The sequence below is a fragment of the Actinophytocola sp. genome, assembly GCF_049647105.1.
In the GTDB taxonomy this organism is placed as follows: domain Bacteria; phylum Actinomycetota; class Actinomycetes; order Mycobacteriales; family Pseudonocardiaceae; genus Actinophytocola.
This window is the reverse complement of the sequence record NZ_JBARWZ010000309.1, coordinates 98176-123129: the sequence shown is the minus strand read 5'-3', so window position 1 is coordinate 123129 and position 24954 is coordinate 98176. Positions and strand designations below refer to the sequence as shown.

The following is a 24954-nucleotide window of genomic DNA, read 5'->3' as shown; positions in this document are numbered from 1 at the left end:
CTACCTCCACCTGGCCGCCGCGTTCGTCACCCTGCGCTGCCTCATCCAACAAGCCCGCCAGACCTACCGATGGGACAGCCGCCCCACCACCCGCCGCCTCAAGTGACCCTCATTCGCCGGAGCCTCTTAGCCGCCCCACTGGCTGCGATCGGTCGCCGCGAGCTGGCGCGGTTCGACGATCTGCTGCAACAGCGGATCGAACTCACCAGCCTGCTGCTGGACCTGCTCCGCGATGTCCCACAGGCCACCCCGCTGCCGCAGCCTCCTGGACAGCGCTGGAACCACTATGCGCCGCTGCTGCGCCTGAACGTCGGGCACCCCCGAAGTTTCGCCGAGCACCTCGCGAGGACCGGGGTGCCGAACTCGACCGGCTCCTTCGGACTGGTCCCGCTGGATCAGCGACCCATGTTCACCACCGACATGCCCGCCTGCATCACCACCGCCACCTTCCTGGACGGCATACTGGCTGTCGTTCTCACCCACGATGACGACGTGCATCGGATCCGCGATTACGCCGAGACGATCACGCAGGAGGTGACCCGATGGGCCAGCACCTGATCGCCGACCTGCGGACGATCACCCCCGTGGTGATCGATTTCGAGTACACGACGCCGACCGGGCGCCCCTACGTACCGATCGAGGTCGCTGTCCAAGCCCTCCGGGTCGTCGACGGCCACCTCGTGGCGAACACACGGTGGGAATCGTTGATCCGCCCGGACAACCTGGCCGATGTCACCCAGTTCGACATCGATCAGACTGGCATCACCCCGGCCATGCTCGCCGACCAGGCTCCGGCAGCCGAGGTCATGGCCCGGCTGGACGCCCGTTTCACAGGCGGGCCGTACCTGCTGATCGCCCACCACGCACCGGCCGAGGCGGGCCTGCTCTACGCCCTGCGTGAGCACTGTCCGAACCTCGCCCGCGTCGACCTGATCGACACGGTCAAGCTGGCACGCAACCTCTATCCCGACCTGCCTGGTGGGCACGGCCTGGACAACCTGATCCGGCATCTGGACATCCCGATCCCGTCCAACCGGCACCGGGCGATGGCCGACGTGGAACTCACCACCAAGCTGTTCCGCCGCATGGTCGCAGACAGCGGCTGGACTGACGTGCGCCAGCTCCGAGGCTTTGCCGGGTACGCCGCCCGGGCTGCCCGCCCGGAACAGGTCGCCCTGTTCGGCTGACCACCGTCAGCCCGCGGCAGTGATGCAACCCGCATCACTGCCCAGGCTCCTGCATCGAGGATCCCCGTCATGCACAGCACCACTCACGGTCGGCTGGTGTCGATCGAAGGACTCAACGGCGTCGGCAAGACTTACCTCACCAACCGCCTCATCGCGGCCTCAGCCGCACACAGCCGGCGCCCACCTCAGGTAATCGAGGAGTTCTCCCGCCGCGCCGACGCCACCACCGACCTCGGCAGGCGACTCCTGCGGATCCTGATCGACGCCGCCAACGGCGAGTACTTCCTACGCGGTGGGTTCCCGCGGTCGGAGACCCTGCTGCTGCTCGCGATCAAGATGCACGACTACGAAGCCGCGCGCCCCGCACTGCTCAACGGGGACACGGTCATCGAGGGCCGCAGCATCCACAGCACCGCGATCTACCAATCGCTGATCCTCGAGCCCGACGACGAGGCCGCGGCTCGCCTGCTGGACACGATCATCGCCGACGCCAGCCGCTGGCGGCCACTACCCGACCTCACGATCGTGCTGACCGACGACGTCGACACCTCAGTCCGCCGCGCTGAGACTCGCGACGACCGACAATTCACCGACGAGCAACGCGACCTACTGCGCCGCGCCGCGCCCTTGTTCGAACGATTGGCCACCGCCGACCCGCAGCGGGTACGCCTGCTCGACCGCCGCAACCACGACGCCAACGAGCTGGTCGACAAGATGTCGACCTGGATCGCGGCAGCCCCGGCCCACCCGTTCTCCAGCCCACCGGCGCCTCAAACCCAGTGATGCGCAGGTCAGCCCATGCCGCTGGACGCCAGCACCCGCAACAGCAGCGCCGCATCCCCCTCCGCCTCAGCGATCGACCCGATGATCGGGAACAACGCCCGAGCAAGCATCCGCGTGTCCTCGAACATGTCGAGCCCGGCGAGCTCATCGAGCCCATACCAGTCGAACGGGTGAACCGGTTCGCTGACTGGCTCCGGCGAGTGCGCCATAGCCACATACTGGTGGTCAACGTGCACATGCGGCTCGTCGAGGTGATTGTCCGCAGGCACCATGATCTCGTTGATCCACCACGGCGCCGGCACCCGTGTGTGCGGGTAACCCACGGGCAGTGCTGGCGTCGGACAGGCCAGCAGTCGCACCTCGCGCCCGGACTCCTCAAGTGCCTCACGTACCGCGGCCTCGGCCTGCGTCTCGTCCTTCTCAACGTGCCCACCGACGATCATGTGCCTCCCCAGCCGGGGCTGGACAACCAGACCGAGCCGCCACTCCGACACGAAACGGTGGAACACAAACGTGCTCGACGTGGCGTGCTTGATCATCAAGGTAGCTCCGTGATCGCTACTTGCTGTTGCTCGCTGGCAAGCGTGCCAGACCATCCCGACAAAAGCGCGGCGGCACGCCACCACGGACACGACGGCTTCGTCACCCATCCGGATTGCGGAGGAACAGATGAACCGGATCATCGCGGCCGCGCTCAACGGTCGCCGAGCGCTGATCGTCGACTGGGACAACACCCTCGCCGACACCCACGAACGCAACTACCGCGCCCTCACCGACGCACTAGCGCCCTACGGCATCACGGTCACACGCGACTGGTAACGCCAGCACAGCGGTCTATCGCTTCTCGACCTACTCGCCCAGGTTCCGAGCCCAACTCCACTGCCGAGAGACCGAATCCTCGCGAGCAGCCGTGCCCGCCTGCTCGCGTTGACCACACCTGACACACTCACCGCCATCCCGGCCATCGTCGACGTCGTTCGTCAAGCACGGGCTGCGGACCTACCCTGCGCCGTTGCCTCCGGTGCCGGCGCCATCCTCGTCCACACCGGACTTGAGGTACTTGGCCTCACAGACCATTTCGCCGCCGTCGTCACCCGCGACGACATCGAGCGCGGTAAGCCCGCCCCCGACACCTTCCTCGAAGCCGCCCACCGGCTCGACGTCAACCCCAACGACTGCCTGGCCGTGGACGACGCCCCCGACGGCATCCTCGCCGCACGACGTGCGCGAATGCAGGTACTACTCATTCAGAACGGCCAGCTCACCTGGGCCCCGACCAAAGTCGTGGGGACGTGCTGCGGGGCACGGGGGTCGTGGCCCGCGGAGTGACGGGCTACCGGATGGGTGTTGATCATCCGCAGCCGAAACGAGGCCCACCCGCCTTCCTCAAGGGTCGGCAAGTCCTTTTCGCTGGTCAGTGGGGGCGATTCCAGTGTCCCGAAAGACGCTTTCAGGACGTTGAGCCTGAATCCACCAGTTTCTTATCGGTTTGTCTGGTCGCGCGATGGACGTCGACCTGGTCAAGCCCGCTTCGCGGGCCGGGCGCGCAGCGCCCGGCCCGCACCCGCAGGGTGCGATCCCGATGCCCCGAGAGGGCGCGAGCCCTTCACCACAAGGGTCTGCCTGCCATCCCGTCGACCTGGCGAAGCCCCGATCACGCCGTGTCAAGGGGGCCAAACAGACCAAAGCACAAGATGCGAAAGCCTGGCCCCCTTGAGACGGCGTGATAGCCCCTGGGAGGTCGACGGGATGGCAGGCAGACCCGAACCCAACGCAAGAAATCCTCGAAACCCCAGGCCATCCTGGAGACCTGCCCCTCCGGCGAGGAGCCGCCGGAGGCAAACCGATGAGGCAAACGCCACCGGTGGATCCAGGTTGAGCGGCGACCCGAAAACTGTGTGCGCATTGCGAACACAGTTCCTGTCTGAAAAGGACAATTGACTGGAATGTCGTCGTGCGCTAAAGCAGACTGAGGAGGTCGTCATGGCAAAAGATGTCGATGAACGTGCTTCTCAGTCCACCGAATACCAACTCGGCGTCAGCCGGCCACCGATGGGGGTGGCTGACCTGCCGTTACCGGAAGAAGTGTTCAAGGTCCGCAAGCTCGGCGTGCGGCAGATCATCCAGTTCGTGATCGGTCCGAGCCTCATCGCGCTCGGTATCTCCATCGGCAGCGGCGAGTGGCTGCTCGGCCCCGGCGCGATCGGTGAGTTCGGGTTCGTCGGTGTCGGGTGGGTCATCACCGTTTCCGCGATCCTGCAGACGTTCTACAACGTCGAGTGCGCACGGTATGTCACCGCGACCGGTGAGGTGCCGATCGTCGGGTTCGGACGCGTGCCGCCCGGCTGGAAGTTGTGGGTTCCGTTCTCCCTCATCGCGTTCTACTTCGCGTTCATCTTCGGCGGGTGGGCCGCCGGCGCGGGGCAGGGAATGTTCGCGTTGATCACGGGCCGGCTCCACCGTCCGGACGAGATCGAATGGGTGCGGCTGCTCGCGATCGGGCTGCTGCTGGTCGTCTTCCTCATCACCGCGTTGGCGCGCAAGGTGTCCCGCACGCTGGAGCTCGCCAACTGGGTGCTGGTCGGCACGCTGCTGGTGGTCCTGGTCGTGGTGTGCCTGGTGATCGTGCCGTGGTCGATCTGGTGGGAGGGCGTGCGCGGGCTCGTCACCCCCGCCGCACCACCGGAGGGCATCACGGCGACCACGCTTGGCGCGCTCGCCGGGTTCACCGCGCTCGCGTCCGGGCTGAACTGGTACGCGATGAACCACTACCGCGACAAGGGCTACGGCATGGGCTCGAAGGTCGGGTTCCTGTCCGGCATGCGTGGTGAGCAGCAGGAGGTGCGCGCGGTTGGCGTGACGTTCCCCGACACGTTGGAGAACACCACCCGCTGGCGCCGCTGGTATCGCCTGCTGATGGTCGACCTGTGGCTGGTGTTCTTCGGCGGCGCGATGATCGGCATGCTCCTGCCGACGATTCTCATGGCACACGTCGTGTCCACCTCGGGCGAGGTGCCGACCACCGCGAACGTGCCGACCTTCACCGCAGAGCAGCTGGGCGCCCAGTACGGCATGGGCATGTTCTACCTGATGCTCTTCGTCGGCGTGCTGGTGCTGTTCTCCACGCAGCTCGGCATCTTCGAGGCGCTGGTACGCAACTTCACCGACGCCGCGCACGCCGTCAGCCCCCGGCTACGCCGGAGGCTGGCAGGCGATCCACGCAAGTTCTACTACCCCTACATGCTGGTCGTCCTGGTCGTGATCGCGGCCGCGCTGCACCTCGCGCTCCCGGTGGAGCTGGTGCAGATCTCCGCGAACATGTCGAACTTCGGCGCGCTGATGTTCCCGTTCGCGTTGATGTACCTGAACTCCCGTCTCCCGAAGGCGGCCAGACCACGGCCGTGGCACTACGTGATTCTCGTGCTGAACGTGCTGTTCTTCGGGTTCTTCTTCGTGAACTTCGCCTTCGAGTTCATCACCGGCGGCCCACTGGTGTCGTTCTGATCGATGAGCGCCGGCCCAGCGCGAGCAGGGCCGGCGCCACCGCCACGGCGAGCGGCCAGAGGAGCACCAGCGGAAGGAACCCCGCCTCCGCGTACCCGAGCACCGCCACGGTCAGCACGGTCGCGAGCAACCCACCCTTGGCGGAGGCATAACAAAGCCCGAGCGGCCCGAACAGGACGGCGAGCACAACCGCCACCCACGTGACCTTCTCCTGTGCCACGAGGACCGGCGGCCGACCGGGCCCGGGCATCTCGATGACCGTGCCTCGGTACCAGCCCCCGGACTGCAACGGCGGATGCGGCGGAACCACGTCCGGCTTGCTGGCCTGCGATGCCGGCGTCCAGTCGGCCTGACGAGCCAGTGTATTCGCGTGGCTGTTCATGACGCCCTCCCCAGATCTCCCACACTTCCGGTAGGACCATGGTCAGGGATGTCCCGAGCAGGCCATATGCCAACTGGCACACTCGGGCGAACAACCATTTGGATCGGGTGCGTCAGCTCCCCGGCTGTGGGTAGGCGACCGGGCTGCGGTGGCCTGCCCGGTCGACGGCACGCACACCGAAGAAGACGTTGTCCTTCGACATGTCGATCGTGGCCGTGGTGACGTCGCCTGCCCGGATGACGTGGGTCCACTCCGGGTCGGTCGTCTCTCGCCACACGATCTCGTAGCCCGCCAGGTCGGGTTCGGTGCCCCGCTGCCAGTACAGCTCGGTGTCGTTGGTCAGGCCGCTCGTCCTGACGCGGACGCCCTTGGGGGTGCCCGGCGCGGCCGCCAGTGACCACAGCGCCGCCCCGTTGACGCGGGCCACGCCCGCGATGTAGTCGAAGTCGCAGAACTCGGGCAGGTCGCCGTACTGTTTGCCGTCCTCCACGCGTACGTCCTGGTGCTGGTGGGCGAAGTCCTCGTTGGGCTCGGTGAACCTCGCGGCCGGGTAGCCCTGCTCCAGGAAGCCGATGTGGTCGCCGCCGCGCAGGTAGCGGTCTCGCCGGTAGATCACGCGGACGTCCATGCCGGTCTCCCGGTTGTCCGCGACCGAGCGGACGAAGCGGGCCAACTGCCTCGGCGGGGAGTCGTTCTCACCGCCTACCGAGCGGCGGGTCGCGGCCTCTTCCTCGGTTTCCGCGGTGGGCACGCCCTCGGCGAACAGGCGCACGGTGTGCGGGTCGCGGGTGCCGTCGTCGGCGCGGCTGCTGCCCACGATGTCGTTGGTGAACATGGCCTGCACGTCCGCACCGGCCGCCTTGTACTGGGCGGCCATGTACCTCGCGCCGTAGAGGCCCTGTTCCTCGCCTGCCACCGCGGCGAAGACGATCGTGGACTTCGGTGCGCGCTTCGCCATGATCCTTGCCAGTTCCATGGAGACCGCCACGCCTGACGCGTCGTCGTCGGCGCCCGGGGCGTCATCGGTCGCGTTCATGACGTCCGTGACGCGGGAGTCGTAGTGGCCGGACACCACGTACACGCGTTCCGGCGTGACCGAGCCGCGCAGCGTGGCGACCACGTTGGTGATGCGCGTCGGGACCGGGATCCGGGGGCCCGGCTCCTGGAGGTAGGACTGCGGCTCGACCGTCATCCGGCCGTCGGAGGCCGCCGCGTACCGCCGCAGTTCGGCGAGGATCCAGTCGCGGGCGGCGCAGATGCCCCGCGCCGGATCGTCCTGTGTGGACAGTGTGTGCCGGGTGCCGAACGACACCAGCCTGCGCACGATCGCCTCGATCCGAGCCGGGTCCACCTCACGCAGGATCGCACGCAGCTCCCTGTCCGGCGGCTGGGCGAGCGGCGGGCGGTCGTCACCACCCGCCGCCAGCGCCGGTCCACCGACCAGGGTCGCACCGCCGGCCGCCACCGTCGCCGCGAGGAACGTTCGCCGAGAGTTCTCAGTCATTCTCCTTGCCTACACCGCCTACCAGGGTGATCGCCAGAACCTCAGCGCGGCAAGCGTTTCGTAGCTGTTGGCGGCCGTCTCGAGCGGTGCGGGCTGGTCGTCGCGTTCCACGAGCCAGTACTTCACGCCGCCTCGGTGCGCGGTCTCGAAGGTCCGCGACCAGTCGATGACGCCGTGACCGACGTCGGTCCACGCGCCCTGCCCGTCGTGGTCCTTGACGTGCAGCACGGGGAACCGGTGGGGGTGGTCGAGGAAGAGCTGCCTGCCGTCCATGCCCGCCCGGTCGGCCCAGCCGAGGTCGAGTTCGAACCCGACGAACCGGGGGTCGGTCTCGCCGAACAGGATGTCCGACAGGCGAATGCCGTCGACCACGCGGAACTCGGAGTCGTGGTTGTGGTGCAGGATCGGGCCGAAACCCATCTCACGCGCGGCCTCACCGGCCTCGTTGAGCTGCCGCGCGCCGAGCCGGATGCCGTCGACGGTGTACATGTCCCCCGGGAACGACGACAGGACGACCCACTTGACGCCGATGGTCTTCGCGTCGGCGAGCTTCGCGGCCCAGTTCCCGGTGATGTCACCGTGTCCGACGTGCAGGATCACCGGGTCGAGCCGGGCATGGGCGCACAGGTCCCTGATCTCCGCCGCGGGCCGGGGGAACGCGCTCACGCCGACGCACCGGTACCCGATCGCGGCCAGCGCCTTCAGCGTGCCGAGCGGGTCGGCCGCGAGGATGTCGCGGACCGTGTAGAGGTGCATGCCGATACCGCCGCGCGGGATGCGCCCTCGGTGGCCGCCCGCCGCGAACGGCTCGGCGCCCGCGACACCCGCCGCACCGAGGGTGGCGACCCCGGCGCCGAGCAACGCGAGCAGTCTCCGTCTGGTGATCCCGTGGTTCATCCGTGCACTTCCTCGTGGTCACGTTCGCCTGGTATCGCTTCGGAAAGTACCTGAGAAAGCGCTTTCCCACCAGTTCCACCACCATCACTTGACGGCGGCCAGGTTTGATGGTTCATTAGTGGAGTAATGAACCAACGGACCGGGCGGGTGAGGGTGAACTTCGACGACCGCAGCCCGATCTACCGGCAGATCGCCGAGCAGATCGAGGCCGAGGTGCTGAGCGGCGCGCTCGCCGGGGACGAGCAGGTGCTGTCGACCAACAAGTACGCCGCGTTCCACCGGATCAACCCCGCGACCGTCAACAAGGCCTTCCAGCAGCTGGTGGACGACGGGATCCTCTACAAACGAAGGGGGATTGGCATGTTCGTGAGCCCGCAGGCACGGCAGGCGCTGCGTGCGCGGCGGCGCAAGAGCTTCTTCACCGATGTCGTCGACCCGATGGTCGCGCAGGCGAAGGCGATCGGCATCGACCTGTCCGAGCTGGTCGAGCGCATCAACGAGCTGGCACGGAGGGACGATCCATGACCGACATCGAGGTCACCGGTATCGGCAAGCGGTTCGGCACCGTCGACGCGCTCACCGACGTGAGCTTCTCCTTGTCCGGCAACAAGATCTACGGCCTGCTCGGCCGCAACGGCGCGGGCAAGACCACGCTGCTGTCGATCATGGCCGGCTTCGAGCGGCAGATCTCCGGCACGGTACTGATCGACGGCGAGCCGGTGTTCGAGAACGGCGCCGCGACCACGAAGCTGTGCCTCGTCCGCGGCGAGGGCGACGCGGCGGTCGCCTCGGTGACCGTCGGCGAGTTGCTCGGCTACGGCGCGCGGCTGCGTGAAGGCTGGGACGCGGAGTACGCGGCGGAGCTGCTCGACACGTTCGAGCTGGCGCCAGGCAAGCAGGCCAAGGAGCTCTCGCAGGGCAAGCGGTGCGCGCTCGGCGTCACGATCGGCCTCGCGTCCCGCGCGCCGGTGACCATCTTCGACGAGTCCTACCTCGGGCTGGACGCGCCGTCCCGGTACGCGTTCTACGACGCGCTGCTGGCCGACGTGCTGGCCCATCCGCGCACGGTGATCATCTCGACACACCTGATCGAGGAGGTCGCCAAGCTGTTCGAGGACGTGCTGATCCTCGATCACGGCAAGCTGCTGCTGCACGAGGAGGCGGACACACTGCGGGCCGCTGGCTCGGCCGTGACCGGGGAGGCCGCGCTGGTCGACTCGTTCACGCTCGGCCTCGAAGTCCTCGGCGAGCGGACGCTGGGGCGCACCAAGTCCGCGATGGTCTACGGCCGCCTCGACGACCGGCGCAGGGCACAGGCCAGGGAGATCGGCGTCGACCTCGAACCCATCGCGCTGCAGGACCTGTTCGTACACCTGACTTCCGGGGGTGCCCGATGACCGCCCGCCGGCCTCTGCTGCGCGTGATGCTGACCGCGCACGTGTCGCTTTCGCTGCTCCTGTGGGTGCCGACGATGATCGTGTCCGCGCTGATCCTGGTTGGCGTCGCGCTCTGGGGCGACGTGGACCGCAGCATCTGGCACTACATCGCGGCGCAGGTGCCGAGGTGGTTCGCACTCAGCCTCGGCGTCGACGCGATCACCACGTACCTGCGGGTGAACCTCGCGCACGGCCGCACCCGGCGGGACTTCCTGCGGCAGCTGTGGCCCTACACCGCCGGACTGGCCGTCGCGCTCGCGGTGATGGTGACGATCGGTTACCAGCTCGAGCGCGGCGCGTTCGAGATTCTCGGGTGGGAGCACCGGATGGCGTACCCGGCGCTGTACGGCGACACCGGGAACGTCCTCGGTCTGCTCGGCGTGTACTCGGTGATGTTCCTGCTGTGGGCACTGGCCGGGGCGATGATCGCGGCCGGGTTCACCCGCAACGTCCTGCTCGGGGTCGTGACCATCCCGATCGGACTGCTGATCGCCGCGCCGAGCGAGCTACTGACTGGGCTCAACGGGGTGCCACTGTTCGACAGGCTGACCGAACCGCTGCGGTTCCCGATGCTCACCACCATCGGGATAAGCCTGGTCGGGGCCGTGGTCGGCGGCCTGGTGACCTGGGCAATCGTGCGCGCCATGCCAATGCGGCCGAAGGTAGCGTGACCGGCCTTGTGGCGTGACCTCGCGGGCCCGTCATGACGCACCGGGGCAGGTCACCGTCACCGATGAGGCTGGCTTGCCTGCCCGAACGGGTACGCAACGCGTCCGCGCGCTGCCTCCGTGTCGCCCCGATGCTCTACTGGCTGGGTTCGCTTAAGTAAAGGTGAGCCGAAGGGGTGGAGCGGGGTGCCGAAGAAGAACGAACGAGTGGTCACGCCGGGCGGTGGCGGTCACCATCGGGTGCCTCCGGTCGGCGGACTGATGGCGATCGGCGCGATGCTGCTGGCGGCTTCCTCGGCGTCGGCGGTGCCATCCTCATCGGCCCCCGGGGCGCCCAACGCACCGGTGATCAGCGATCCGGCGTCGACGAGCGCGGACGGCGGTACCGCCCCCAACGCCGCGTTTCCGCTGGTGGAGAGCCATCTGGCCAGCGGAAGGTTCGTGACAGGAGCCCCGCCGTCGACGACCGGCAGCATCCCGTCGACCGTGCTGGACGCGTACCGGCGGGCGGTCGAGCGGGCCAACCTGACGCAGCCGAACTGCCACCTCCCGCTCGAACTGCTGGCGGCGATCGGGAAGGTCGAGTCAGGGCACGCCAGAGGCGGCCGGGTGGACGAGACGGGGCGGACCCTGACGCCGATCCTGGGCCCGGTGCTGAACGGCGGCCCCTTCGCGGCGATCCGCGACACCGACGGCGGCACGCTCGACGAGGACACGTCGTGGGACCGCGCGGTGGGGCCGATGCAGTTCATCCCCGGCACGTGGTCGAAGTGGCAGTCGGACGGCAACACCGACGGCAGGCGCGACCCGCACAACATCTACGACGCCGGCCTGGCCGCGGCGAGGTACCTGTGCGCGGCGAACCGCGACCTTGGCACCCCGGCCGGGTTGGACGAGGCCGTGCTGAGCTACAACCACTCGACCAGTTATCTGGCGCTGGTCCGCTCGTGGATGGCGATCTACCGCACCGGCACGATCACCATCGACGACCTCACGGACTTCTCGTCGGCGCCCCCGGAGTTCACCACCCCGGCAGCACCCACGACACCGGCCACACCGAACGCCCCGCCGACCAGCCCGCCGTCGCCACCGCCGACGACGACGCCCCCTTCGACGCCCCCCTCTGTGCCACCGTCGACACCGCCATCCACACCGTCCACACCGCCGTCGACCACGCCTACGACGACCACTTCGGAACCGCCGGTGGACCCACCCGTGCCGGAAGAGTGCGACCCGCTGCACCCGGAGGTCGTGCCACCGGACTGCGTGCCGTCGCCGGAACCGGCCACTACGACATCAGGCGGCTGACCCCCGCCTGGGGCACGGTGGTCAGTTCCCGTCCTGGGGGCCGCCCCCGTTCCTGGGTGGGCCGTTGCCGTCGCGACGCTGGGGCATCGCGCCCATCTCCATGACCGACTCCGCCGTCGCCGTGTCACCCTCCGTGGTGGCGATGATGGTCACCTCGTCGTCCTTCGCGAGGTCGCCGACCACCTCGGTCTCGTCGTCGATCACGTAGGTCTTCGTGTAGCCGTCCTCGCTCTTCGCGGTGATCGAGTCGTCGGTCACCTCGGTGACCTTGCCCGTCTGGAACTCGCCGTGCCCGGTGCCGGACGTCGAGCCCATCGGGCCGCCGACGATCATCGGACCGCCGCCGACGTTGCGGCCACCGCCCGGCCCGCCCTGTTCGGCGGCGGTCGAGCCGCTCGCGGCGTAGATGGCGACCCCACCCGCCGCCGCGATGCCGACCGCGATCGCCACCGTGACCACGATGCGCTTCGCCGTCCACCGCGAGCGGGGCTGGTCGGGCGGTGGTGGAGCGCCCCACTGGGGTGCTTCAGTCTGTTCCGTACTCATACCGGACACCCTCGTGGTCGTTCCTGTGGGTGACCTGTGCTCGCTGTGGGCACCCGCTGTGACCCCACGGCGGCACAGGGAACCCACAGGTTTCACACAGCGGAACCACACCCGCGCGGGCGACCATGTGTCCATGCGGAGTGAGCTGCGACGACCGGACGGCCAACCCGTCCGCGTCCTGGTGGTCGACGACGAGGCGACGCTCGCCGAGCTGGTCACGATGGCGTTGCGCCTGGAGGGCTGGGAGATCCGCAGTGCACTCGACGGGCTCGCCGCGGTCCGGGTGGCCCGCGAGTTCCGGCCGGACGCGGTCGTGCTCGACGTCATGCTCCCCGACATCGACGGCCTCGAGGTCCTCCGCCGCATGCGGGCCGACCTGCCGACCCTGCCCGTCCTGTTCCTCACCGCGAAGGATGCCGTGGAGGACCGCATCGCGGGCCTCACCGCGGGTGGCGACGACTACGTCACCAAGCCGTTCAGCCTCGAGGAGGTCACCCTCCGCCTGCGTGCCCTGCTCCGCCGCACCGGCGTGACCGAGGCGACCGATGGCGCGTCGCTGGTCGTCGGCGACCTCACCCTCGACGAGGACAGCCGCGAGGTCCACCGCGGCGGCGACCTCGTCGACCTCACCGCCACCGAGTTCGAGCTGCTGCGGTACCTGATGCGCAACCCGCGCCGGGTGCTGTCGAAGGCGCGGATCCTCGACCGGGTGTGGCACTACGACTTCGGCGGCCAGGTCAACATCGTCGAGCTGTACATCTCCTATCTGCGCAAGAAGATCGACGCCGGCCGGACGCCGATGATCCACACGATGCGGGGCGCGGGCTATGTCCTCAAACCGGCGGCCTGAGCGGGGTGTGGAGAGCTGGTCGCTGCGGCGCCGGCTCATCTTCGAGCAGATCGTCCTGCTGGCACTGGTGTGCGTGGTCATCGTGGCCATCTCGGAGATCGCACTGCGTGCGTTCCTCGTGGACCAGCTCGACAACCGCGTCGAGGACGCGAGCCGTAAGGGAGTGCTGCGGGAGGACGGCGGGGTGCTCCCCGCGCCCGGCCCCGGCAACGCGCCACCCCAGGCGACCGGCACCATCACCGGGATCCTCGCCGACGGCTCCGGGCAGGCATGGCAGGAGACCAGCGGCGACACCCCGCGCGCGCTGACGAGCGCCGAGACGGCCGACGTCCTGCGCGTGCCGTCCGGCGAGGGGTTCTCCACGAGGACCATCGGCGACCTCGGCGAGTTCCGGCTCATCGCGCGGGAGGGTCCGCGTGGTGAGACCTTCGTGTCCGGGCTGCCGATGTCCGAGGTCAACGACGTCCTGCTCAGCGCCGGGCTGATCATGGGCGGCGTCGCCCTCGCCGGGCTGCTTGCCGCGGCGGGGGCAGGCGCGCTGATCGTCCGGCGGGCGCTGGAGCCACTGCAACGGGTGGCGGCCACCGCGAGCCGGGTCGCGGAGCTGCCGCTCGACCGGGGCGAGGTGGAGCTGGCCGAACGGGTGCCGAAGCGGTACACCGACCCGAACACCGAGGTCGGCCAGGTGGGCCTCGCGTTCAACCGGATGCTCGGCAACGTCCGCGACGCGCTCACCGCCCGGCAGGAGAGCGAGACCCGCGTCCGGCAGTTCGTCGCCGACGCCAGCCACGAGCTGCGTACCCCGCTGGCCGCCGTGCGCGGGTACGCGGAGCTGATCCGCCGCCGCGACGACGACGTCGCACCCGAGGTCGCGCACGCGCTCCGCCGCGTCGAGTCGGAGTCGGCCCGCATGACCGCGCTCGTCGAGGACCTGCTCCTGTTGGCGCGCCTGGATTCCGGCCGCCCGCTCCAGTACGCCGACGTCGACCTGTCGCGGCTGGTCGTGGACGTGGTGAGCGACGCGCAGGTCGCGGGCCGCGGTCACGTGTGGCGACTCGACGTGCCACCGGACCCGGTCACCGTGCCCGGCGACGACGCGCGGCTGCACCAGGTGCTCGCGAACCTGCTGTCCAACGCACGCACGCACACCCCACCCGGCACGACCGTCACCGTCGGACTGTCCACAACGGACGACACGGCGACGCTGACGGTCACCGACGACGGCCCCGGCATCCCCGCCGACCTGCTCCCGGAGGTGTTCGAGCGGTTCGCCCGCGGCGACTCGTCCCGCTCCCGCGCCGCGGGCAGCACCGGGCTGGGGCTCGCGATCGTCGCGGCCGTCGTGCAGGCACACCACGGCCACGTGACCGTCGAGAGCCACCAGGGACGGACCCGGTTCACGGTGCGTCTGCCAGGCGCCAGGGACACAGCGCGGACACAGGATTGACCAAGGCGGCACCCAGCCACACGGCCGAACGTGGTCACCATGACGCTGACAGTGCCCAACCCGGTGCCCAACCCGGTGCCCAACCCCACTGAGCGGGGCGCCATCGAGACCGACGGCGACACCCTGGTGCTCGACGTCGTCGTCCCGGCGTTCAACGAGGAACGGGACCTCGCGCCCGGTGTCCGCAGGCTGCACGAGCACCTGTCGGCCGGGTTCCCCTACCGGTTCCGGATCACGATCGCGAACAACGCGAGCACCGACGCCACGGCGGCCGTCGCCGACGCGCTGGCGGCGGAGTTCGCCGACGTGACCGCCGTGCACCTGGCGGAGAAGGGCCGGGGCAGGGCACTGCACGCGGTCTGGTCGGCGAGCGACGCGGCGATCCTCGCCTACCTCGACGTCGACCTGTCGACCGACCTCAACGCGCTGCCGCCCCTGGTCGCGCCGCTGCTGTCGGGCCACTCCGACCTGGCGATCGGGTCGCGGCTCGCGCGCGGCGCCCGGGTGGTGCGCGGGCCGAAGCGGGAGCTGATCTCCCGCGGCTACAACCTGCTGCTGCGTGGCGCGCTCGCGACCCGGTTCTCCGACGCGCAGTGCGGCTTCAAGGCGATCCGCGCGGACGTGGCGGCCACGCTGCTGCCGCACGTGTCCGACACCGGCTGGTTCTTCGACACCGAGCTGCTGGTGCTGGCCGAGCGGACCGGGCTGCGCATCCACGAGGTGCCGGTCGACTGGGTGGACGACCAGGACAGCCGCGTCGACATCCTCGCCACCGCGATCGCCGACGTGACGGGGATCGCCCGGCTGGCACGGGGTTTCGCGACCGGGCGGATCCCGGTCGCGCGGCTGCGCGAGCAGCTCGGCCGGGACGCGCCCACGGCAGGGCTGCTGCGACAGCTGGTCCGGTTCGCGGCCGTCGGCGTGGTGTCCACTCTGGCCTATCTGGTGCTGTACTCGTTGCTGCGCAACGGGATGAGCGCACAGGGCGCGAACTTCGCCGCCCTGGGTGTCACGGCGGTCGGCAACACGGCCGCCAACCGGCGGTACACGTTCGGGGTCCGAGGGCGCGCCGGGGTCACGCGCCACCAGTTCGAGGGGCTGATCGTGTTCTGCCTCGGGCTGGCGCTGACCTCCTCCTCACTCGCCGTACTGCACTGGCTCACCGTGCCCGGCCGGGGTTTCGAGCTGGCCGTGCTCGTCGCCGCCAACCTCGCGGCCACCGTGCTGCGGTTCCTGCTGCTCCGCGGCTGGGTGTTCCACCCGCGCCGCCTGACCGAGAAGAGTGCCTCGTGATCGCGACCGCTTCGCCCGTCACCGCTGCCGCACCCGCGCGGCCAGCACGCGAGCAGCGTCACTGGATGTTGTTGCCGCTGCTGGCCGGGACCGCGGTGCTGTACCTGTGGAACCTGACCGCCACCGGCTGGGGGAACAGCTACTACGCGGCCGCGATCCAGGCGGGCTCGCAGAGCTGGCAGGCACTGCTGTTCGGCTCGCTCGACGCAGGCAACGTGATCACCGTGGACAAGCCGCCCGCCGCGATGTGGCTACCCGGGCTGTTCGCGCGGGTCTTCGGGTTCTCGGCCTGGACGGTGCTGGTGCCGCAGGCGCTCATGGGCGTGGCATCGGTGTGGCTGCTGTACGCGGCGGTCCGCAGGACGTCCGGGACCGCAGCGGGCCTGCTCGCGGGCGCCGGTCTCGCGCTGACCCCGGTGGCGGCGCTGATGTTCCGCTACGACCAGCCGGACGCGCTGCTGACGCTGCTGCTGGTGGCGGGTGCCTACTGCACGGTGCGCGCGGTGGAGAAGGCCGGTCCCGGCTGGTTGATGCTGGCGGGTGCGACGGTCGGGTTCGCGTTCCTGACCAAGATGATGCAGGGCTTCCTGACGCTGCCCGCGCTGGCACTCGCGTACCTGGTGGCGGCGCCGACGTCGCTGGGACGGCGCATCGCGCACCTTGGGCTAGGCCTGGTCGCGGTGATCGTGTCGATGGGCTGGTACGTCGCGTTGGTGGCGGTGTGGCCATCGGGTTCGCGGCCCTACATCGCGGGGTCGGCGGACGACAGCGTGCTGGAGCTGGCGCTCGGCTACAACGGGCTGGGCCGCGTCTTCGGCGGCGACGGCAACCCCGGCGGTGGCATGGGCGGCGGCGGCAACATCGGGTTCGGCGGCGCGAGCGGATGGGGCCGCATGTTCGGCGCGGCGTTCGGCGTCGAGGTGTCCTGGCTGCTGCCCGCCGCGCTGATCGGGCTGGTCGCGGGCCTGTGGTTCACCCGCCGGGCCCCGCGCACGGACCGAACCCGCGCCGCGCTGCTGTTGTGGGGCGGCTGGACGGTGGTGACGGCCATGGTGTTCAGCCTGATGAGCGGCATCATCCACCCGTACTACGCGGTGGCACTGGCGCCCGGGGTGGCCGCGCTGGCGGCGATCGCGGGCCGGGAGCTGTGGCGAGGGCGGGCGCATCCGCCGGTCCGGTTCGTGCTGGCGGGGATGGTCGCGGTGACCGGCGTGTGGACGTTCATCCTGCTGGACAGGACGCCGGAGTGGCTGCCGTGGCTGCGATGGACGGCGCTCGCGGCGACGGTCGCGGTGGCGACCGCACTGGCCGCGGGGATCCGTGCGCGTGCACTCGGCGTGGCCGCGGTGATGACGGCGTTGCTGGGCACCGGCGCCTTCACCGTGGCAACGGCGGCGGAGACCCATGCCGGCTCGATCCCGTTGTCGGGCCCGGCGACCTCGCAGGTCGACGACATGGGCGGCGGGCCGTCGATGTCGTCGGAAGTGGCCGCGCTCCTGTCTGACACGGACACGAAGTGGGCGGCGGCCACGACCGGCGGCACTTTCGCGGCGGACCTCTCGCTCGCCAGCGGGCGGCCGGTAATCGCGATCGGCGGGTGGAGCGGCGGCGATCCGGCACCGACGCTCGCCGAGTTCCAGCAGTACGTCGAGGCCGGGGAGATCGGGTACTACGTCGGCGGCGGTGGGACGCGGCCCGGCGGCGGCTCGGAAATCGACGGATGGGTGTCGACCAACTTCGAGTCGCGGACGGTCGACGGACAGACGGTGTACGACCTGCGGGGGTGAGGTGAGGTGGTTTCGCGGGCGGGCCACTCAACCCGGATACACCATGACGGGTCTATCGGTCCTTCGTGGACATGTGGACACGACGTACACAGAGCGTGACATAGGCGTCGGAGACATCGTCGTCTTCGCCTGCGAAGTCACGAATCGTCTCCGCCGCGGCGATGAATTGGTTCGCCTTGTTCATTCACCCCTGGGCGATCGGCGCTGAGCATGGTTTTGTTCGCATGTCAGTTCTTTCCGCTCCGCAACTGCTTTGCCAACCATGATCGCCTTCCCGCCACGGTGAGACCTTCCTGAAGTACGTCATTCAGGACGGGTTCTTCGCGTCCTCTCATGACGATTTCGTCCTCAGCGAACTCCAGCACACGAGTGTCATTGCCGAGCCATCGAGTCACCGTCGTCGCCAAGTCGTTTACTTGACCTTCCCAGTCCGGTTCTGCCGCAGCACGCGGGCGAACCAGCAGTAGATCCACGTCGCTGGACGTTGTCATCTGTCCGCGTGCGGCGGATCCGAACACCGCTGCATACACAGGCGGAATTCGCCACGACTCCAGGAGGTCTTCAAGCCTTGCCAAGAAGGTCTCCTGCATTCGAGCTAGTCCCACGATGTACTGCGCAGCGAGATGGTCGCGATTGAATCGGTAGGCGAAGGCGTTGCCCACCCTTTCGGACAGTACGATTCCTTGACCGGTCAGGCGTCGTAGTACTTTGCGGATTCCTTCCTCTGAAGGTTGCACCAGGATCCTGTGCACTTGCCCTGTCGTGAACGTGGCATCGTGTCTTGCGAGAACCGTGAGGACATCACCATCCAAAGTGGGCGTGATCGTTGCCAGCGGCCGACTCAACTCCACCAGGCACCTCCCGAGCGCGACACAACTATAGTACGTGTTCACGCACAAAAGTAGACTTACCCGTACTATAGTTGGCTGTCGTCACCAGCTGCCTCTGGGGTCGGGGATGGTGAAGATCAGTGGCACGGCCGCCAGCATCAGTACGGACAGGACCACGAACCCGTGCGCCTGCGCCATCCCCGGGTTGCCGCTGTTCGCCGCCACGGCGGTCATCACCGACACCGCGATGATCGAGCCGCTCTGCCGGAACATGCCGCGCAGTCCCGCGATCGACGCGATCTGGTCCGGTGCCAGCTGTAGTCCCGCGTTGTTCGACGCGGGCACCGACACGCCCATCCCCACGCCGGTGATGCCCGCCGCCATCATCAGCCACAGGTAGCCGTTGGTGTCCGGCGGCGGGAACGCCATCAGCGTGAACCCCGTCATGATCAACACGAAGCCGACCACCATCGGGATGCGGCACCCCAGCCTGCGCAGGGTGAGCACGGCCAGTGCCGCCACGCAGATCACCCCGGCGCCCCTCGCGGTCAGCACCGTCCCGGCCGCCAGCGGGTCCATGTGGAACCGCTCCTCTGCGTACAGCGGCACCAGCGCCCCGAAGCCGATGGCGGCGCCGCCGAACAGGAGGTTCAGCACGTTCATCGCGCCGAAACCCTTGCCGCGCAGCAGCCTCATCGGGATGAACGGGGCACTGGCACGCGCGGTGTGCCGCACGAACAGGTACGACAGCAACGCCCCGCACCCGACCGGCACCAGGAACCACGGGCTGGTCACGCCGAGGTCGAGGTTCGTCAGGCCGTACATCGTGGTCAGCATCAGCAACGCCAGCAGCAGGAGCCCGCGCACGTCCATGCGTTCCGCCGGTTTGCGGTCGGTGGTCTCGCCGATCAGCCGCCAGCCAAGGAACAGCAACACCAAACCCATGGGGACGTTGACGAAGAAGATGGTCCGCCACGATGAGTACGTCACGAACACGCCGCCGAGGATCGGGCCCAGTATGCCGCCGATGGGGAAGATGGACGTGAACATGCCGACCGCGCGGTCGCGGGCGGGGCCGTAGTGGTCGGCGATGATGCCGGTCGCGGACGGCAGGAACGCGCCACCGCCGATGGCCTGCACGGCGCGCAGGGCGACCAGCACGTAGATGTTGTTCGCGAACCCGCAGGCCAGCGACGCCGTCGTGAAGATGACGACGGCGATGAGGAAGACCTTCTTGCGGCCGAAGTGGTCACCGAGCTTGCCCGCCATCGGCATCGCGATGATCTGGCCGAGCGAGTAGATGGTGATGGTCCAGCCGCTCCACGTGAGCTCGGCGCCCAGGTCGGACTGGATCGCGTTCAGTCCGGTCGCGACGATGGTCTGGTCCATCGAGGCCATGAACAGGGCGATCGCCACCACGGCGAAGACCACGTGGCGGCGCGGCAGAGCCTCGGCGGGGATGGCGACCGGTTTCGTTACTTCTATGCTTCGCATCCCCACGAGAGCAGAGAATACTTGCCTGCTGGCAAGCAACCAAGTGTTGTGACCAACCAGACCCACCGGGAGTCGGTTAGTGGATGCCGAGAACGTGATCCGCCTGCGCCGGGTCATCGGCCGGCTGGCGCGTTTGCTCAACGCCGCGCCGGTCAGCGAGAACCTGACGCCCACGCAGGCCTCCGTGCTGGCCATCGTCGCGCACCGCGGCCCGATCGGCATGACCGAGCTGGCCGACATCGAGGGTCTCAACCCGACGATGCTGTCCCGTGTGGTCGCGAGGCTCGTCGACGACGGGCTCGTCACCCGGCTGCCGAACCCAGCCGACCAGCGCGCGGTGCAGCTCGAGGCCACCGATCCGGGCCGCGACGTGCACCTGCGGATCATCGAGTCGCGCACCGAGACGGTGGTCAGGATCCTGGACGGTCTGTCCCCCGACGCCACGGACGCCCTGCTCGACGCGCTCCCCGCGCTGGAAGCACTGGCCGAGGGGCTCAGAACCAAGAAACAGTGATTCCGGCCCGATTGCACGTTTTACACTCTTTTGCCCGATATGCACGGCTTGATGCTGCCTCGTTGTCCCGGCGCCAGCACAGCCAGTAGCCTGACCGATGGCACTGATGGTCTAAGGGCGAGGGGAACCGGATGCCGCGTACCGAGGCGGTGGCACGGCGCACCTATGGTGGCCGGACAGCCGCCGACCGGCGGGCCGAGCGACGCGAGCGGTTGCTGGAGGCCGGGCTGCAGTTATTCGGCACCGAGGGCTACGCGACGTCGTCGATCGAGAAGTTGTGCACCCACGCCGGGGTGTCCACGCGCAACTTCTACGAGGAGTTCACCTCCCGTGAGGACCTGCTGATCGCGCTGCACTCGCGCGCGAACGAGCAGTCGTACCTGGCCGTCAACGCCGCGTTCGCCGAGGCGACGGACGCGGCACTCGCGGAGCGGTTCGAACTGGCCGTGCGCACGTTCCTCAACAACATGGCCAGTGATCCCCGCTGGGCGCGGCTCGCGTACGTCGAGATGATCGGCGTCAGCGACAAGGTCGAGACGCACCGCATGGCCTGGCGCAAGCGGTGGTGGGACTTCATGGTCGCCGAGGCGGACCGCGCGGTGCTGCGTGGCGAGGCGAAGGCGCGTGACTTCACGCTGCCCGCGCTCGCGGTGATCGCCTCGGTCAACGAACTGGTGCACCACTACTCGGTCAACCGGGGAAGGATCACGTTGGACGAGGTCATCACGGAAGTAGTGCGGTTCGCGGTCGCGGCGGTGACGGCATGACTGTTTCCGCTTCCGCTTCCGCCGCCGCCCTGCTGGCGCGCCTTGGCGAGGTGGCGAAGACCGACGTGACACCCGCCGCCGAGCTGCTGGCCGGCTCGGTGCGGGACAACGGGGTGATCCAGGCGTTCGGCACCGGCCACTCGCAGGGCACGGCGCTGGAGATCGCGGGCCGCGCGGGCGGGCTCATCCCCTCGAACCGCCTCTCGCTGTCGGACCTCGTGCAGTTCGGCGGCGAGGACCCCTCGGTGCTGGCCGACCCGATGCTCGAGCGCCGGGGCGACGTCGCATCGCGCCTCTACGAGATGGCGGCGCCGCAACCGCAGGACGTGTTCGTGATCGCGTCCAGCTCCGGGGTCAACTCGTCGGTCGTTGAGATGGCGCACATCGTGACCTCGAAGGGCCACAAGCTCGTCGTGATCACGTCGTTGCGGCACAGCAGCCAGGTCCCGGCCAAACACGAGTCCGGCAAGCGACTCTCGGACTTCGCGGACGTGACGCTGGACAACGGCGCACCCTTCGGCGACACGCTGCTTCCGTTGCCGGACGGCACGTCCGTCGGTGGCGTGTCGTCGCTGACCGCGGGCCTGCTGGCGCAGATGCTGGTGGCGGACACGGTGCGGCTGCTGCTCGAGTGGGGTGTCGAGCCGCCGGTGTACGTGTCGAACAACGTGCCGGGCGGCTACGAGCGCAACGTCAAGCTCGAAGCGCGGTACGAGGGCCGCCTCCGCCGCACCGCGAGCTGAGCGGCGGCGCCACGACCTACACCATGTACTGGTCGTGGCGCGCGAGGAACTCCGTGCGCTCCTCGGGCGTGAGCTGCCTGCCGGTGCGGGCGATCTCGGCCATCTCGAGGAAGTACTCCTCGCGCGACGGGCCCGGCGCGAACAGGATGAGCATCGACGCTGGCTCGTCGGTCTCGTTGCGGAACGCGTGGATGCCGTTCTCCGGGACGTACAGGTAGTCGCCCTTCACGGCGTCGACCCAGCGGTCGCCGTCGTAGAGGCGGACCGTGCCGTCCAGCACGTAGAAGCTCTCCGAGAACGTCCTGTGGTAGTGCGCGGCAGGGCCGCCTGCCCTCGGTGCCATGTCCCACTGGAAGAGTCCGAAGTGGCCGCCTGTCAACGCACCGGTGGCCAGGAACCGCGCGGTGGTCTGGGGACCCGACAGCTCCGGCGGGGTGTCCACCGGCCGGTACGTCGCGCTGACCTCACCCGTGAACGACATGTCTGGGATGATAGGCGACACCATGTATGTGCTGCTCAGCTGCGCGATCTCGCTCGACGGGTACCTCGACGACAACTCCGGTGAGCGGCTCGTGCTGTCCAACGCCGCCGACCTCGACCGGGTGGACGCCGAACGCGCGGGGGTCGACGCGATCCTCGTCGGCGCGGGCACGGTCCGCAACGACAACCCCCGGCTCTCGGTGCGCTCTCCCGCCCGGCGGGCCGCGCGGGAGGCGGCCGGGAAACCCGCGACGCCGTTGAAGGTCGTGCTGTCGAACGGGGAGCTGCCCGCCGACGCGGCGTTCCGCGCCGACGGCGACACGCTCGTCACCAACGGGTCCGTCGAGGACGTCCTCGGACAGCTGACCGCACGCGGGGTCGAGCGGCTCATGGTCGAGGGTGGCGGCCGGGTGCTGACCGGCTTCCTCGCCTCTGGCCGGGTCGACGAGTTGCAGCTGGTGATCGCACCGTTCTTCGTCGGGGACAGCGCCGCGCCCCGTTTTGTCCACGACGGACGGTTCCCGTGGTCGAAGGACCACCGAGCGACGCTCGCGGCCGTCGCGCCCATCGGGAACGTCGTGCTGCACAGGTACCTGCTCAGCGAGTCCGCTGTGGACGATCACTGGCTCGCCCGTGCGGTCGGGCTGTCGCGGCGGTGCCCGCCGTCGATGACCGCGTTCAGCGTCGGCGCGGTGGTGGTCGACGCGGCGGGTGAGGAGATCGCGTGGGGCTACTCGCGCGAGACCGACGACACCGTGCACGCCGAGGAGTCCGCGCTCGCCAAGCTCGCCGACGACGACCCGCGCCTGGCCGGTGCGACCATCTACAGCTCCATGGAACCGTGCGGCACCCGCAGGTCCCGGCCGCGCCCGTGCGCGAGGCTGATCCTCGACGCCGGCATCCCGCGCGTGGTCTTCGCCTACCGGGAGCCGTCGACGTTCGTGGTCGGCGATGGCGCGGAACAACTCGCGGGCGCCGGGGTGACGGTCGTCGAACGACCGGAACTGGCGGACGAGGTCCGCGAGGTGAACCGGCGACAGCTCGCGTCGCCAGGGCAGTGAACACCCGGGCGACGCGAGTGGTCGTCAGTTGAGTACGACGAAGAACCCGGCGACGTCGAAGATCACGTCGACGTAGCCCGCACTGTTGGCGAAGTTCACCGACCGGTCCGCGATGCCGGGGTCGGGCTCGTAGCCGATCCCCACGGTCACGGCGTTCGCCACGACCTGACCGGGCACCACGTTCAGTGTCGACGCGTTCGGCTTCTGCTGGCCACCCGGCCACAGCGTGACGAACCCGGGTGCCGTCGCGTTGACACCGGTCACGTTGCCCGCGACCGCCCAGAGCGCCACGGGGTCGCTCTCGCCGCCCCACCCGGTCAGCCCGACGAAGTAGTTCGGCCGGAGGCCGTCGTCCTGGCGGGAGTCCCACGACCGCGTCGGGGAGATGGCGATGAACTCGTAGGTCCCGCTGGGCGAGTAGTAGCCGACGAGGTCGATGATCACGTCGGTGTTGCCGGAGTTGTTGTAGAGCGCGATGGACCGGTTGGTCCCGATCTGCACCGTGACCTGGTTCGGCACGACCTCACCCGGCGCCAGGTTGATGTTCGACGCCGTCGGCCGCGTCTGCCCGTTCGGGTACGCGGTGAGGAACGTCGACGCCGTGGCACCGACACCGGTCATGTTGAAGGTCACCGCGGTGGCCCCGGCGGGCACGAACGACGACAGGTTCAGGTAACCGACGCCACGAGGGCCGAGCGGCGCGCCGGACCGGGTGTCGAGCACCCGCCGCGGGTTCATGGTGTCGTACCGGTTCGCGGGCTCCGCCTTGTAGTAGCCGGAGAGGTCCGCGACCAGGTGCGTGTTGCCGGAGTTGTTGTACAGGGTCACGCGCCGGTCCGGGCTCAGCGCCACGACGACCGAGTTGGCGCGCGTGTTCCTGGCGGCCAGGTTCAGGTTCGACGCCGTCGGCCGCGCCTCGCCCGCCGGGTAGACGGTCACGAACGTCGAGGCGGTCGGCGTCACCCCGGTCACGTTCAGCACGACCGACGTCGCGGTGTCGGGCGTCTGCGCCGACAGGTCCACGGTGACCGAGCGGCCGGGGCCGACCGGGATCCCGCTGATCCGCGTGTCCAGCACCCGGACGGGTGCCACCGAGACGAACTCGGACGGGATCGGGTCGACGGCGGCGGCACGCATGCCCGCCCCCTGCGCCCGGTCGACCTTCACCCCTGCGCCGTCCTCGGGCTCGGCGCTCGCGGCGGGCATCCCCGCCACCAGGGCGGCCGCCACCGCCGCGGCCACGGCCACAAATCTTCGACTACGCATCAAGAAACCCCTCATCGTCAACTCAGGTAGTGCGTGGAGCCGTTGACTGGAGCAGGCGCATACAACTCACCGTGTCCCCCAGTGAACCGCCCCGCCCCCGAATGGGCGATCGCGAGCCTATCCGAGTGACGGAGGGCGACCAATGGAATTGCCCTGAACTGCCCAGAAATTGCGTGCTCCACGATCATGCGTGCCACTACCGCGCAT

Annotated in this window: 27 protein-coding genes and 1 pseudogene; 19 read left to right on the top strand and 9 right to left on the bottom strand. The window is 69.1% G+C overall.

Annotated features, from left to right (window positions below):
• From WBA97_RS38230 to WBA97_RS38215, 4 genes and pseudogenes are all read left to right on the top strand, one after another.
• A pseudogene (locus WBA97_RS38230) lies at positions 1–106 on the top strand (IS5/IS1182 family transposase); the annotation flags it as partial.
• On the top strand, positions 103–558 hold the full coding sequence (locus tag WBA97_RS38225; RefSeq protein WP_424235917.1) for a DegT/DnrJ/EryC1/StrS family aminotransferase: 456 nt from the start codon (positions 103–105) through the stop codon (positions 556–558). The pseudogene WBA97_RS38230 and the gene WBA97_RS38225, both read left to right, overlap by 4 nt.
• The gene (locus WBA97_RS38220; RefSeq protein WP_424235916.1) at positions 543–1187 is read left to right on the top strand and encodes a 3'-5' exonuclease; all 645 of its coding nucleotides are present in this window, start codon (positions 543–545) and stop codon (positions 1185–1187) included. Before WBA97_RS38225 ends, WBA97_RS38220 begins: the two co-directional genes overlap by 16 nt.
• Positions 1188–1256: 69 nt before the next feature.
• On the top strand, positions 1257–1970 hold the full coding sequence (locus WBA97_RS38215) for a hypothetical protein (protein ID WP_424235915.1): 714 nt from the start codon (positions 1257–1259) through the stop codon (positions 1968–1970).
• 8 nt (positions 1971–1978) lie between these two features.
• Here the strand turns inward: WBA97_RS38215 and WBA97_RS38210 are convergent, their stop codons facing one another.
• Positions 1979–2653 carry an NUDIX domain-containing protein gene (locus tag WBA97_RS38210; RefSeq protein WP_424235914.1) on the bottom strand — a complete coding sequence of 225 codons (675 nt, stop codon included), beginning with the start codon at positions 2651–2653 and terminating at the stop codon, positions 1979–1981.
• On the opposite strand from WBA97_RS38210, the gene WBA97_RS38205 reads away from it, so the two are divergent.
• The 3 genes from WBA97_RS38205 (at position 2640) to WBA97_RS38195 (ending at position 5474) form a co-directional block, all read left to right on the top strand.
• Positions 2640–2789 carry a hypothetical protein gene (locus WBA97_RS38205; protein WP_424235913.1) on the top strand — a complete coding sequence of 50 codons (150 nt, stop codon included), beginning with the start codon at positions 2640–2642 and terminating at the stop codon, positions 2787–2789. The genes WBA97_RS38210 and WBA97_RS38205 overlap by 14 nt on opposite strands.
• A 108-nt stretch (positions 2790–2897) precedes the next feature.
• Positions 2898–3299, top strand: a complete 402-nt coding sequence (locus WBA97_RS38200; RefSeq protein ID WP_424235912.1) for an HAD family hydrolase — start codon at positions 2898–2900, stop codon at positions 3297–3299.
• A gap of 654 nt (positions 3300–3953) precedes the next feature.
• Positions 3954–5474, top strand: a complete 1521-nt coding sequence (locus tag WBA97_RS38195; protein WP_424235911.1) for an Nramp family divalent metal transporter — start codon at positions 3954–3956, stop codon at positions 5472–5474.
• Here WBA97_RS38195 and WBA97_RS38190 read toward each other — a convergent pair.
• The 3 genes from WBA97_RS38190 to WBA97_RS38180 form a co-directional block, all read right to left on the bottom strand.
• Positions 5446–5856 (bottom strand): hypothetical protein, encoded by a 411-nt coding sequence (locus WBA97_RS38190; protein WP_424235910.1) that lies wholly within the window; start codon positions 5854–5856, stop codon positions 5446–5448. The two genes, WBA97_RS38195 and WBA97_RS38190, sit on opposite strands and share 29 nt — an antisense overlap.
• Positions 5857–5968: 112 nt before the next feature.
• Positions 5969–7360 (bottom strand): M20/M25/M40 family metallo-hydrolase, encoded by a 1392-nt coding sequence (locus WBA97_RS38185; RefSeq protein ID WP_424235909.1) that lies wholly within the window; start codon positions 7358–7360, stop codon positions 5969–5971.
• 18 nt (positions 7361–7378) lie between these two features.
• Positions 7379–8257, bottom strand: a complete 879-nt coding sequence (locus WBA97_RS38180; protein ID WP_424235908.1) for a sugar phosphate isomerase/epimerase family protein — start codon at positions 8255–8257, stop codon at positions 7379–7381.
• A 126-nt stretch (positions 8258–8383) separates the two neighbouring features.
• Between WBA97_RS38180 and WBA97_RS38175 the strand changes: the two genes are divergently transcribed.
• From WBA97_RS38175 to WBA97_RS38160, 4 genes are all read left to right on the top strand, one after another.
• Positions 8384–8782, top strand: coding sequence for a GntR family transcriptional regulator (locus WBA97_RS38175; RefSeq protein ID WP_424235907.1), 399 nt, complete (start codon positions 8384–8386; stop codon positions 8780–8782).
• Positions 8779–9654, top strand: a complete 876-nt coding sequence (locus WBA97_RS38170) for an ATP-binding cassette domain-containing protein (protein WP_424235906.1) — start codon at positions 8779–8781, stop codon at positions 9652–9654. Before WBA97_RS38175 ends, WBA97_RS38170 begins: the two co-directional genes overlap by 4 nt.
• Positions 9651–10364: a hypothetical protein gene (locus tag WBA97_RS38165; RefSeq protein WP_424235905.1), complete on the top strand. Its 714-nt coding sequence runs from the start codon at positions 9651–9653 to the stop codon at positions 10362–10364. Before WBA97_RS38170 ends, WBA97_RS38165 begins: the two co-directional genes overlap by 4 nt.
• A gap of 183 nt (positions 10365–10547) precedes the next feature.
• The gene (locus WBA97_RS38160; protein ID WP_424235904.1) at positions 10548–11669 is read left to right on the top strand and encodes a lytic transglycosylase domain-containing protein; all 1122 of its coding nucleotides are present in this window, start codon (positions 10548–10550) and stop codon (positions 11667–11669) included.
• A 21-nt stretch (positions 11670–11690) separates the two neighbouring features.
• Here WBA97_RS38160 and WBA97_RS38155 read toward each other — a convergent pair whose 3' ends face one another.
• A complete protein-coding gene (locus WBA97_RS38155; RefSeq protein ID WP_424235903.1) occupies positions 11691–12215 on the bottom strand; it encodes a hypothetical protein in 525 nt (174 codons plus the stop codon).
• A gap of 133 nt (positions 12216–12348) precedes the next feature.
• Between WBA97_RS38155 and WBA97_RS38150 the strand changes: the two genes are divergently transcribed.
• The 4 genes from WBA97_RS38150 to WBA97_RS38135 all read left to right on the top strand — a co-directional run bounded on the left by WBA97_RS38150 (position 12349) and on the right by WBA97_RS38135 (position 17592).
• Complete coding sequence (locus tag WBA97_RS38150) at positions 12349–13065, top strand: response regulator transcription factor (protein WP_424235902.1); 717 nt, start codon at positions 12349–12351, stop codon at positions 13063–13065.
• Positions 13043–14512: a sensor histidine kinase gene (locus WBA97_RS38145; RefSeq protein WP_424235901.1), complete on the top strand. Its 1470-nt coding sequence runs from the start codon at positions 13043–13045 to the stop codon at positions 14510–14512. The genes WBA97_RS38150 and WBA97_RS38145 overlap by 23 nt, the downstream gene beginning before the upstream one ends.
• A 39-nt stretch (positions 14513–14551) precedes the next feature.
• The gene (locus WBA97_RS38140; protein ID WP_424235900.1) at positions 14552–15805 is read left to right on the top strand and encodes a glycosyltransferase; all 1254 of its coding nucleotides are present in this window, start codon (positions 14552–14554) and stop codon (positions 15803–15805) included.
• A gap of 65 nt (positions 15806–15870) precedes the next feature.
• Positions 15871–17592: a glycosyltransferase family 39 protein gene (locus WBA97_RS38135; protein WP_424235926.1), complete on the top strand. Its 1722-nt coding sequence runs from the start codon at positions 15871–15873 to the stop codon at positions 17590–17592.
• Between the two features lie 227 nt (positions 17593–17819).
• Here the strand turns inward: WBA97_RS38135 and WBA97_RS38130 are convergent, their stop codons facing one another.
• A complete protein-coding gene (locus tag WBA97_RS38130) occupies positions 17820–18443 on the bottom strand; it encodes a nucleotidyltransferase domain-containing protein (protein ID WP_424235899.1) in 624 nt (207 codons plus the stop codon).
• Positions 18444–18524: 81 nt separating this feature from the next.
• Positions 18525–19916 carry an MFS transporter gene (locus tag WBA97_RS38125; RefSeq protein ID WP_424235898.1) on the bottom strand — a complete coding sequence of 464 codons (1392 nt, stop codon included), beginning with the start codon at positions 19914–19916 and terminating at the stop codon, positions 18525–18527.
• Positions 19917–19995: 79 nt separating this feature from the next.
• Here WBA97_RS38125 and WBA97_RS38120 point away from each other — a divergent pair, with 79 nt between their 5' ends.
• The 3 genes from WBA97_RS38120 to WBA97_RS38110 all read left to right on the top strand — a co-directional run bounded on the left by WBA97_RS38120 (position 19996) and on the right by WBA97_RS38110 (position 21940).
• On the top strand, positions 19996–20430 hold the full coding sequence (locus WBA97_RS38120; protein ID WP_424235897.1) for a MarR family winged helix-turn-helix transcriptional regulator: 435 nt from the start codon (positions 19996–19998) through the stop codon (positions 20428–20430).
• 131 nt (positions 20431–20561) lie between these two features.
• The gene (locus WBA97_RS38115; protein ID WP_424235896.1) at positions 20562–21197 is read left to right on the top strand and encodes a TetR/AcrR family transcriptional regulator; all 636 of its coding nucleotides are present in this window, start codon (positions 20562–20564) and stop codon (positions 21195–21197) included.
• Positions 21194–21940 (top strand): sugar isomerase domain-containing protein, encoded by a 747-nt coding sequence (locus WBA97_RS38110; protein WP_424235895.1) that lies wholly within the window; start codon positions 21194–21196, stop codon positions 21938–21940. The genes WBA97_RS38115 and WBA97_RS38110 overlap by 4 nt, the downstream gene beginning before the upstream one ends.
• 16 nt (positions 21941–21956) lie before the next feature.
• Here the strand turns inward: WBA97_RS38110 and WBA97_RS38105 are convergent, their stop codons facing one another.
• Positions 21957–22421: a cupin domain-containing protein gene (locus WBA97_RS38105; protein WP_424235894.1), complete on the bottom strand. Its 465-nt coding sequence runs from the start codon at positions 22419–22421 to the stop codon at positions 21957–21959.
• Here WBA97_RS38105 and WBA97_RS38100 point away from each other — a divergent pair.
• Positions 22420–23481: a dihydrofolate reductase family protein gene (locus WBA97_RS38100; protein WP_424235893.1), complete on the top strand. Its 1062-nt coding sequence runs from the start codon at positions 22420–22422 to the stop codon at positions 23479–23481. The genes WBA97_RS38105 and WBA97_RS38100 overlap by 2 nt on opposite strands.
• 24 nt (positions 23482–23505) lie before the next feature.
• Here WBA97_RS38100 and WBA97_RS38095 read toward each other — a convergent pair whose 3' ends face one another.
• The gene (locus tag WBA97_RS38095) at positions 23506–24747 is read right to left on the bottom strand and encodes a hypothetical protein (RefSeq protein WP_424235892.1); all 1242 of its coding nucleotides are present in this window, start codon (positions 24745–24747) and stop codon (positions 23506–23508) included.
• Between the last annotated feature and the right edge of the window lie 207 nt (positions 24748–24954).

Coding starts and splice junctions, on each gene's coding strand:
- WBA97_RS38220 (WP_424235916.1), top strand. CDS start 543: ATGGGCCAGCACCTGATCGCCGACCTGCGGACGATCACCCCCGTGGTG.
- WBA97_RS38215 (WP_424235915.1), top strand. CDS start 1,257: ATGCACAGCACCACTCACGGTCGGCTGGTGTCGATCGAAGGACTCAAC.
- WBA97_RS38205 (WP_424235913.1), top strand. CDS start 2,640: ATGAACCGGATCATCGCGGCCGCGCTCAACGGTCGCCGAGCGCTGATC.
- WBA97_RS38210 (WP_424235914.1), bottom strand. CDS start 2,653: ATGATCCGGTTCATCTGTTCCTCCGCAATCCGGATGGGTGACGAAGCC.
- WBA97_RS38195 (WP_424235911.1), top strand. CDS start 3,954: ATGGCAAAAGATGTCGATGAACGTGCTTCTCAGTCCACCGAATACCAA.
- WBA97_RS38190 (WP_424235910.1), bottom strand. CDS start 5,856: ATGAACAGCCACGCGAATACACTGGCTCGTCAGGCCGACTGGACGCCG.
- WBA97_RS38185 (WP_424235909.1), bottom strand. CDS start 7,360: ATGACTGAGAACTCTCGGCGAACGTTCCTCGCGGCGACGGTGGCGGCC.
- WBA97_RS38180 (WP_424235908.1), bottom strand. CDS start 8,257: ATGAACCACGGGATCACCAGACGGAGACTGCTCGCGTTGCTCGGCGCC.
- WBA97_RS38175 (WP_424235907.1), top strand. CDS start 8,384: ATGAACCAACGGACCGGGCGGGTGAGGGTGAACTTCGACGACCGCAGC.
- WBA97_RS38170 (WP_424235906.1), top strand. CDS start 8,779: ATGACCGACATCGAGGTCACCGGTATCGGCAAGCGGTTCGGCACCGTC.
- WBA97_RS38165 (WP_424235905.1), top strand. CDS start 9,651: ATGACCGCCCGCCGGCCTCTGCTGCGCGTGATGCTGACCGCGCACGTG.
- WBA97_RS38155 (WP_424235903.1), bottom strand. CDS start 12,215: ATGAGTACGGAACAGACTGAAGCACCCCAGTGGGGCGCTCCACCACCG.
- WBA97_RS38150 (WP_424235902.1), top strand. CDS start 12,349: ATGCGGAGTGAGCTGCGACGACCGGACGGCCAACCCGTCCGCGTCCTG.
- WBA97_RS38145 (WP_424235901.1), top strand. CDS start 13,043: ATGTCCTCAAACCGGCGGCCTGAGCGGGGTGTGGAGAGCTGGTCGCTG.
- WBA97_RS38140 (WP_424235900.1), top strand. CDS start 14,552: ATGACGCTGACAGTGCCCAACCCGGTGCCCAACCCGGTGCCCAACCCC.
- WBA97_RS38135 (WP_424235926.1), top strand. CDS start 15,871: ATGTTGTTGCCGCTGCTGGCCGGGACCGCGGTGCTGTACCTGTGGAAC.
- WBA97_RS38125 (WP_424235898.1), bottom strand. CDS start 19,916: ATGCGAAGCATAGAAGTAACGAAACCGGTCGCCATCCCCGCCGAGGCT.
- WBA97_RS38115 (WP_424235896.1), top strand. CDS start 20,562: ATGCCGCGTACCGAGGCGGTGGCACGGCGCACCTATGGTGGCCGGACA.
- WBA97_RS38110 (WP_424235895.1), top strand. CDS start 21,194: ATGACTGTTTCCGCTTCCGCTTCCGCCGCCGCCCTGCTGGCGCGCCTT.
- WBA97_RS38100 (WP_424235893.1), top strand. CDS start 22,420: ATGTCTGGGATGATAGGCGACACCATGTATGTGCTGCTCAGCTGCGCG.
- WBA97_RS38105 (WP_424235894.1), bottom strand. CDS start 22,421: ATGTCGTTCACGGGTGAGGTCAGCGCGACGTACCGGCCGGTGGACACC.
- WBA97_RS38095 (WP_424235892.1), bottom strand. CDS start 24,747: ATGCGTAGTCGAAGATTTGTGGCCGTGGCCGCGGCGGTGGCGGCCGCC.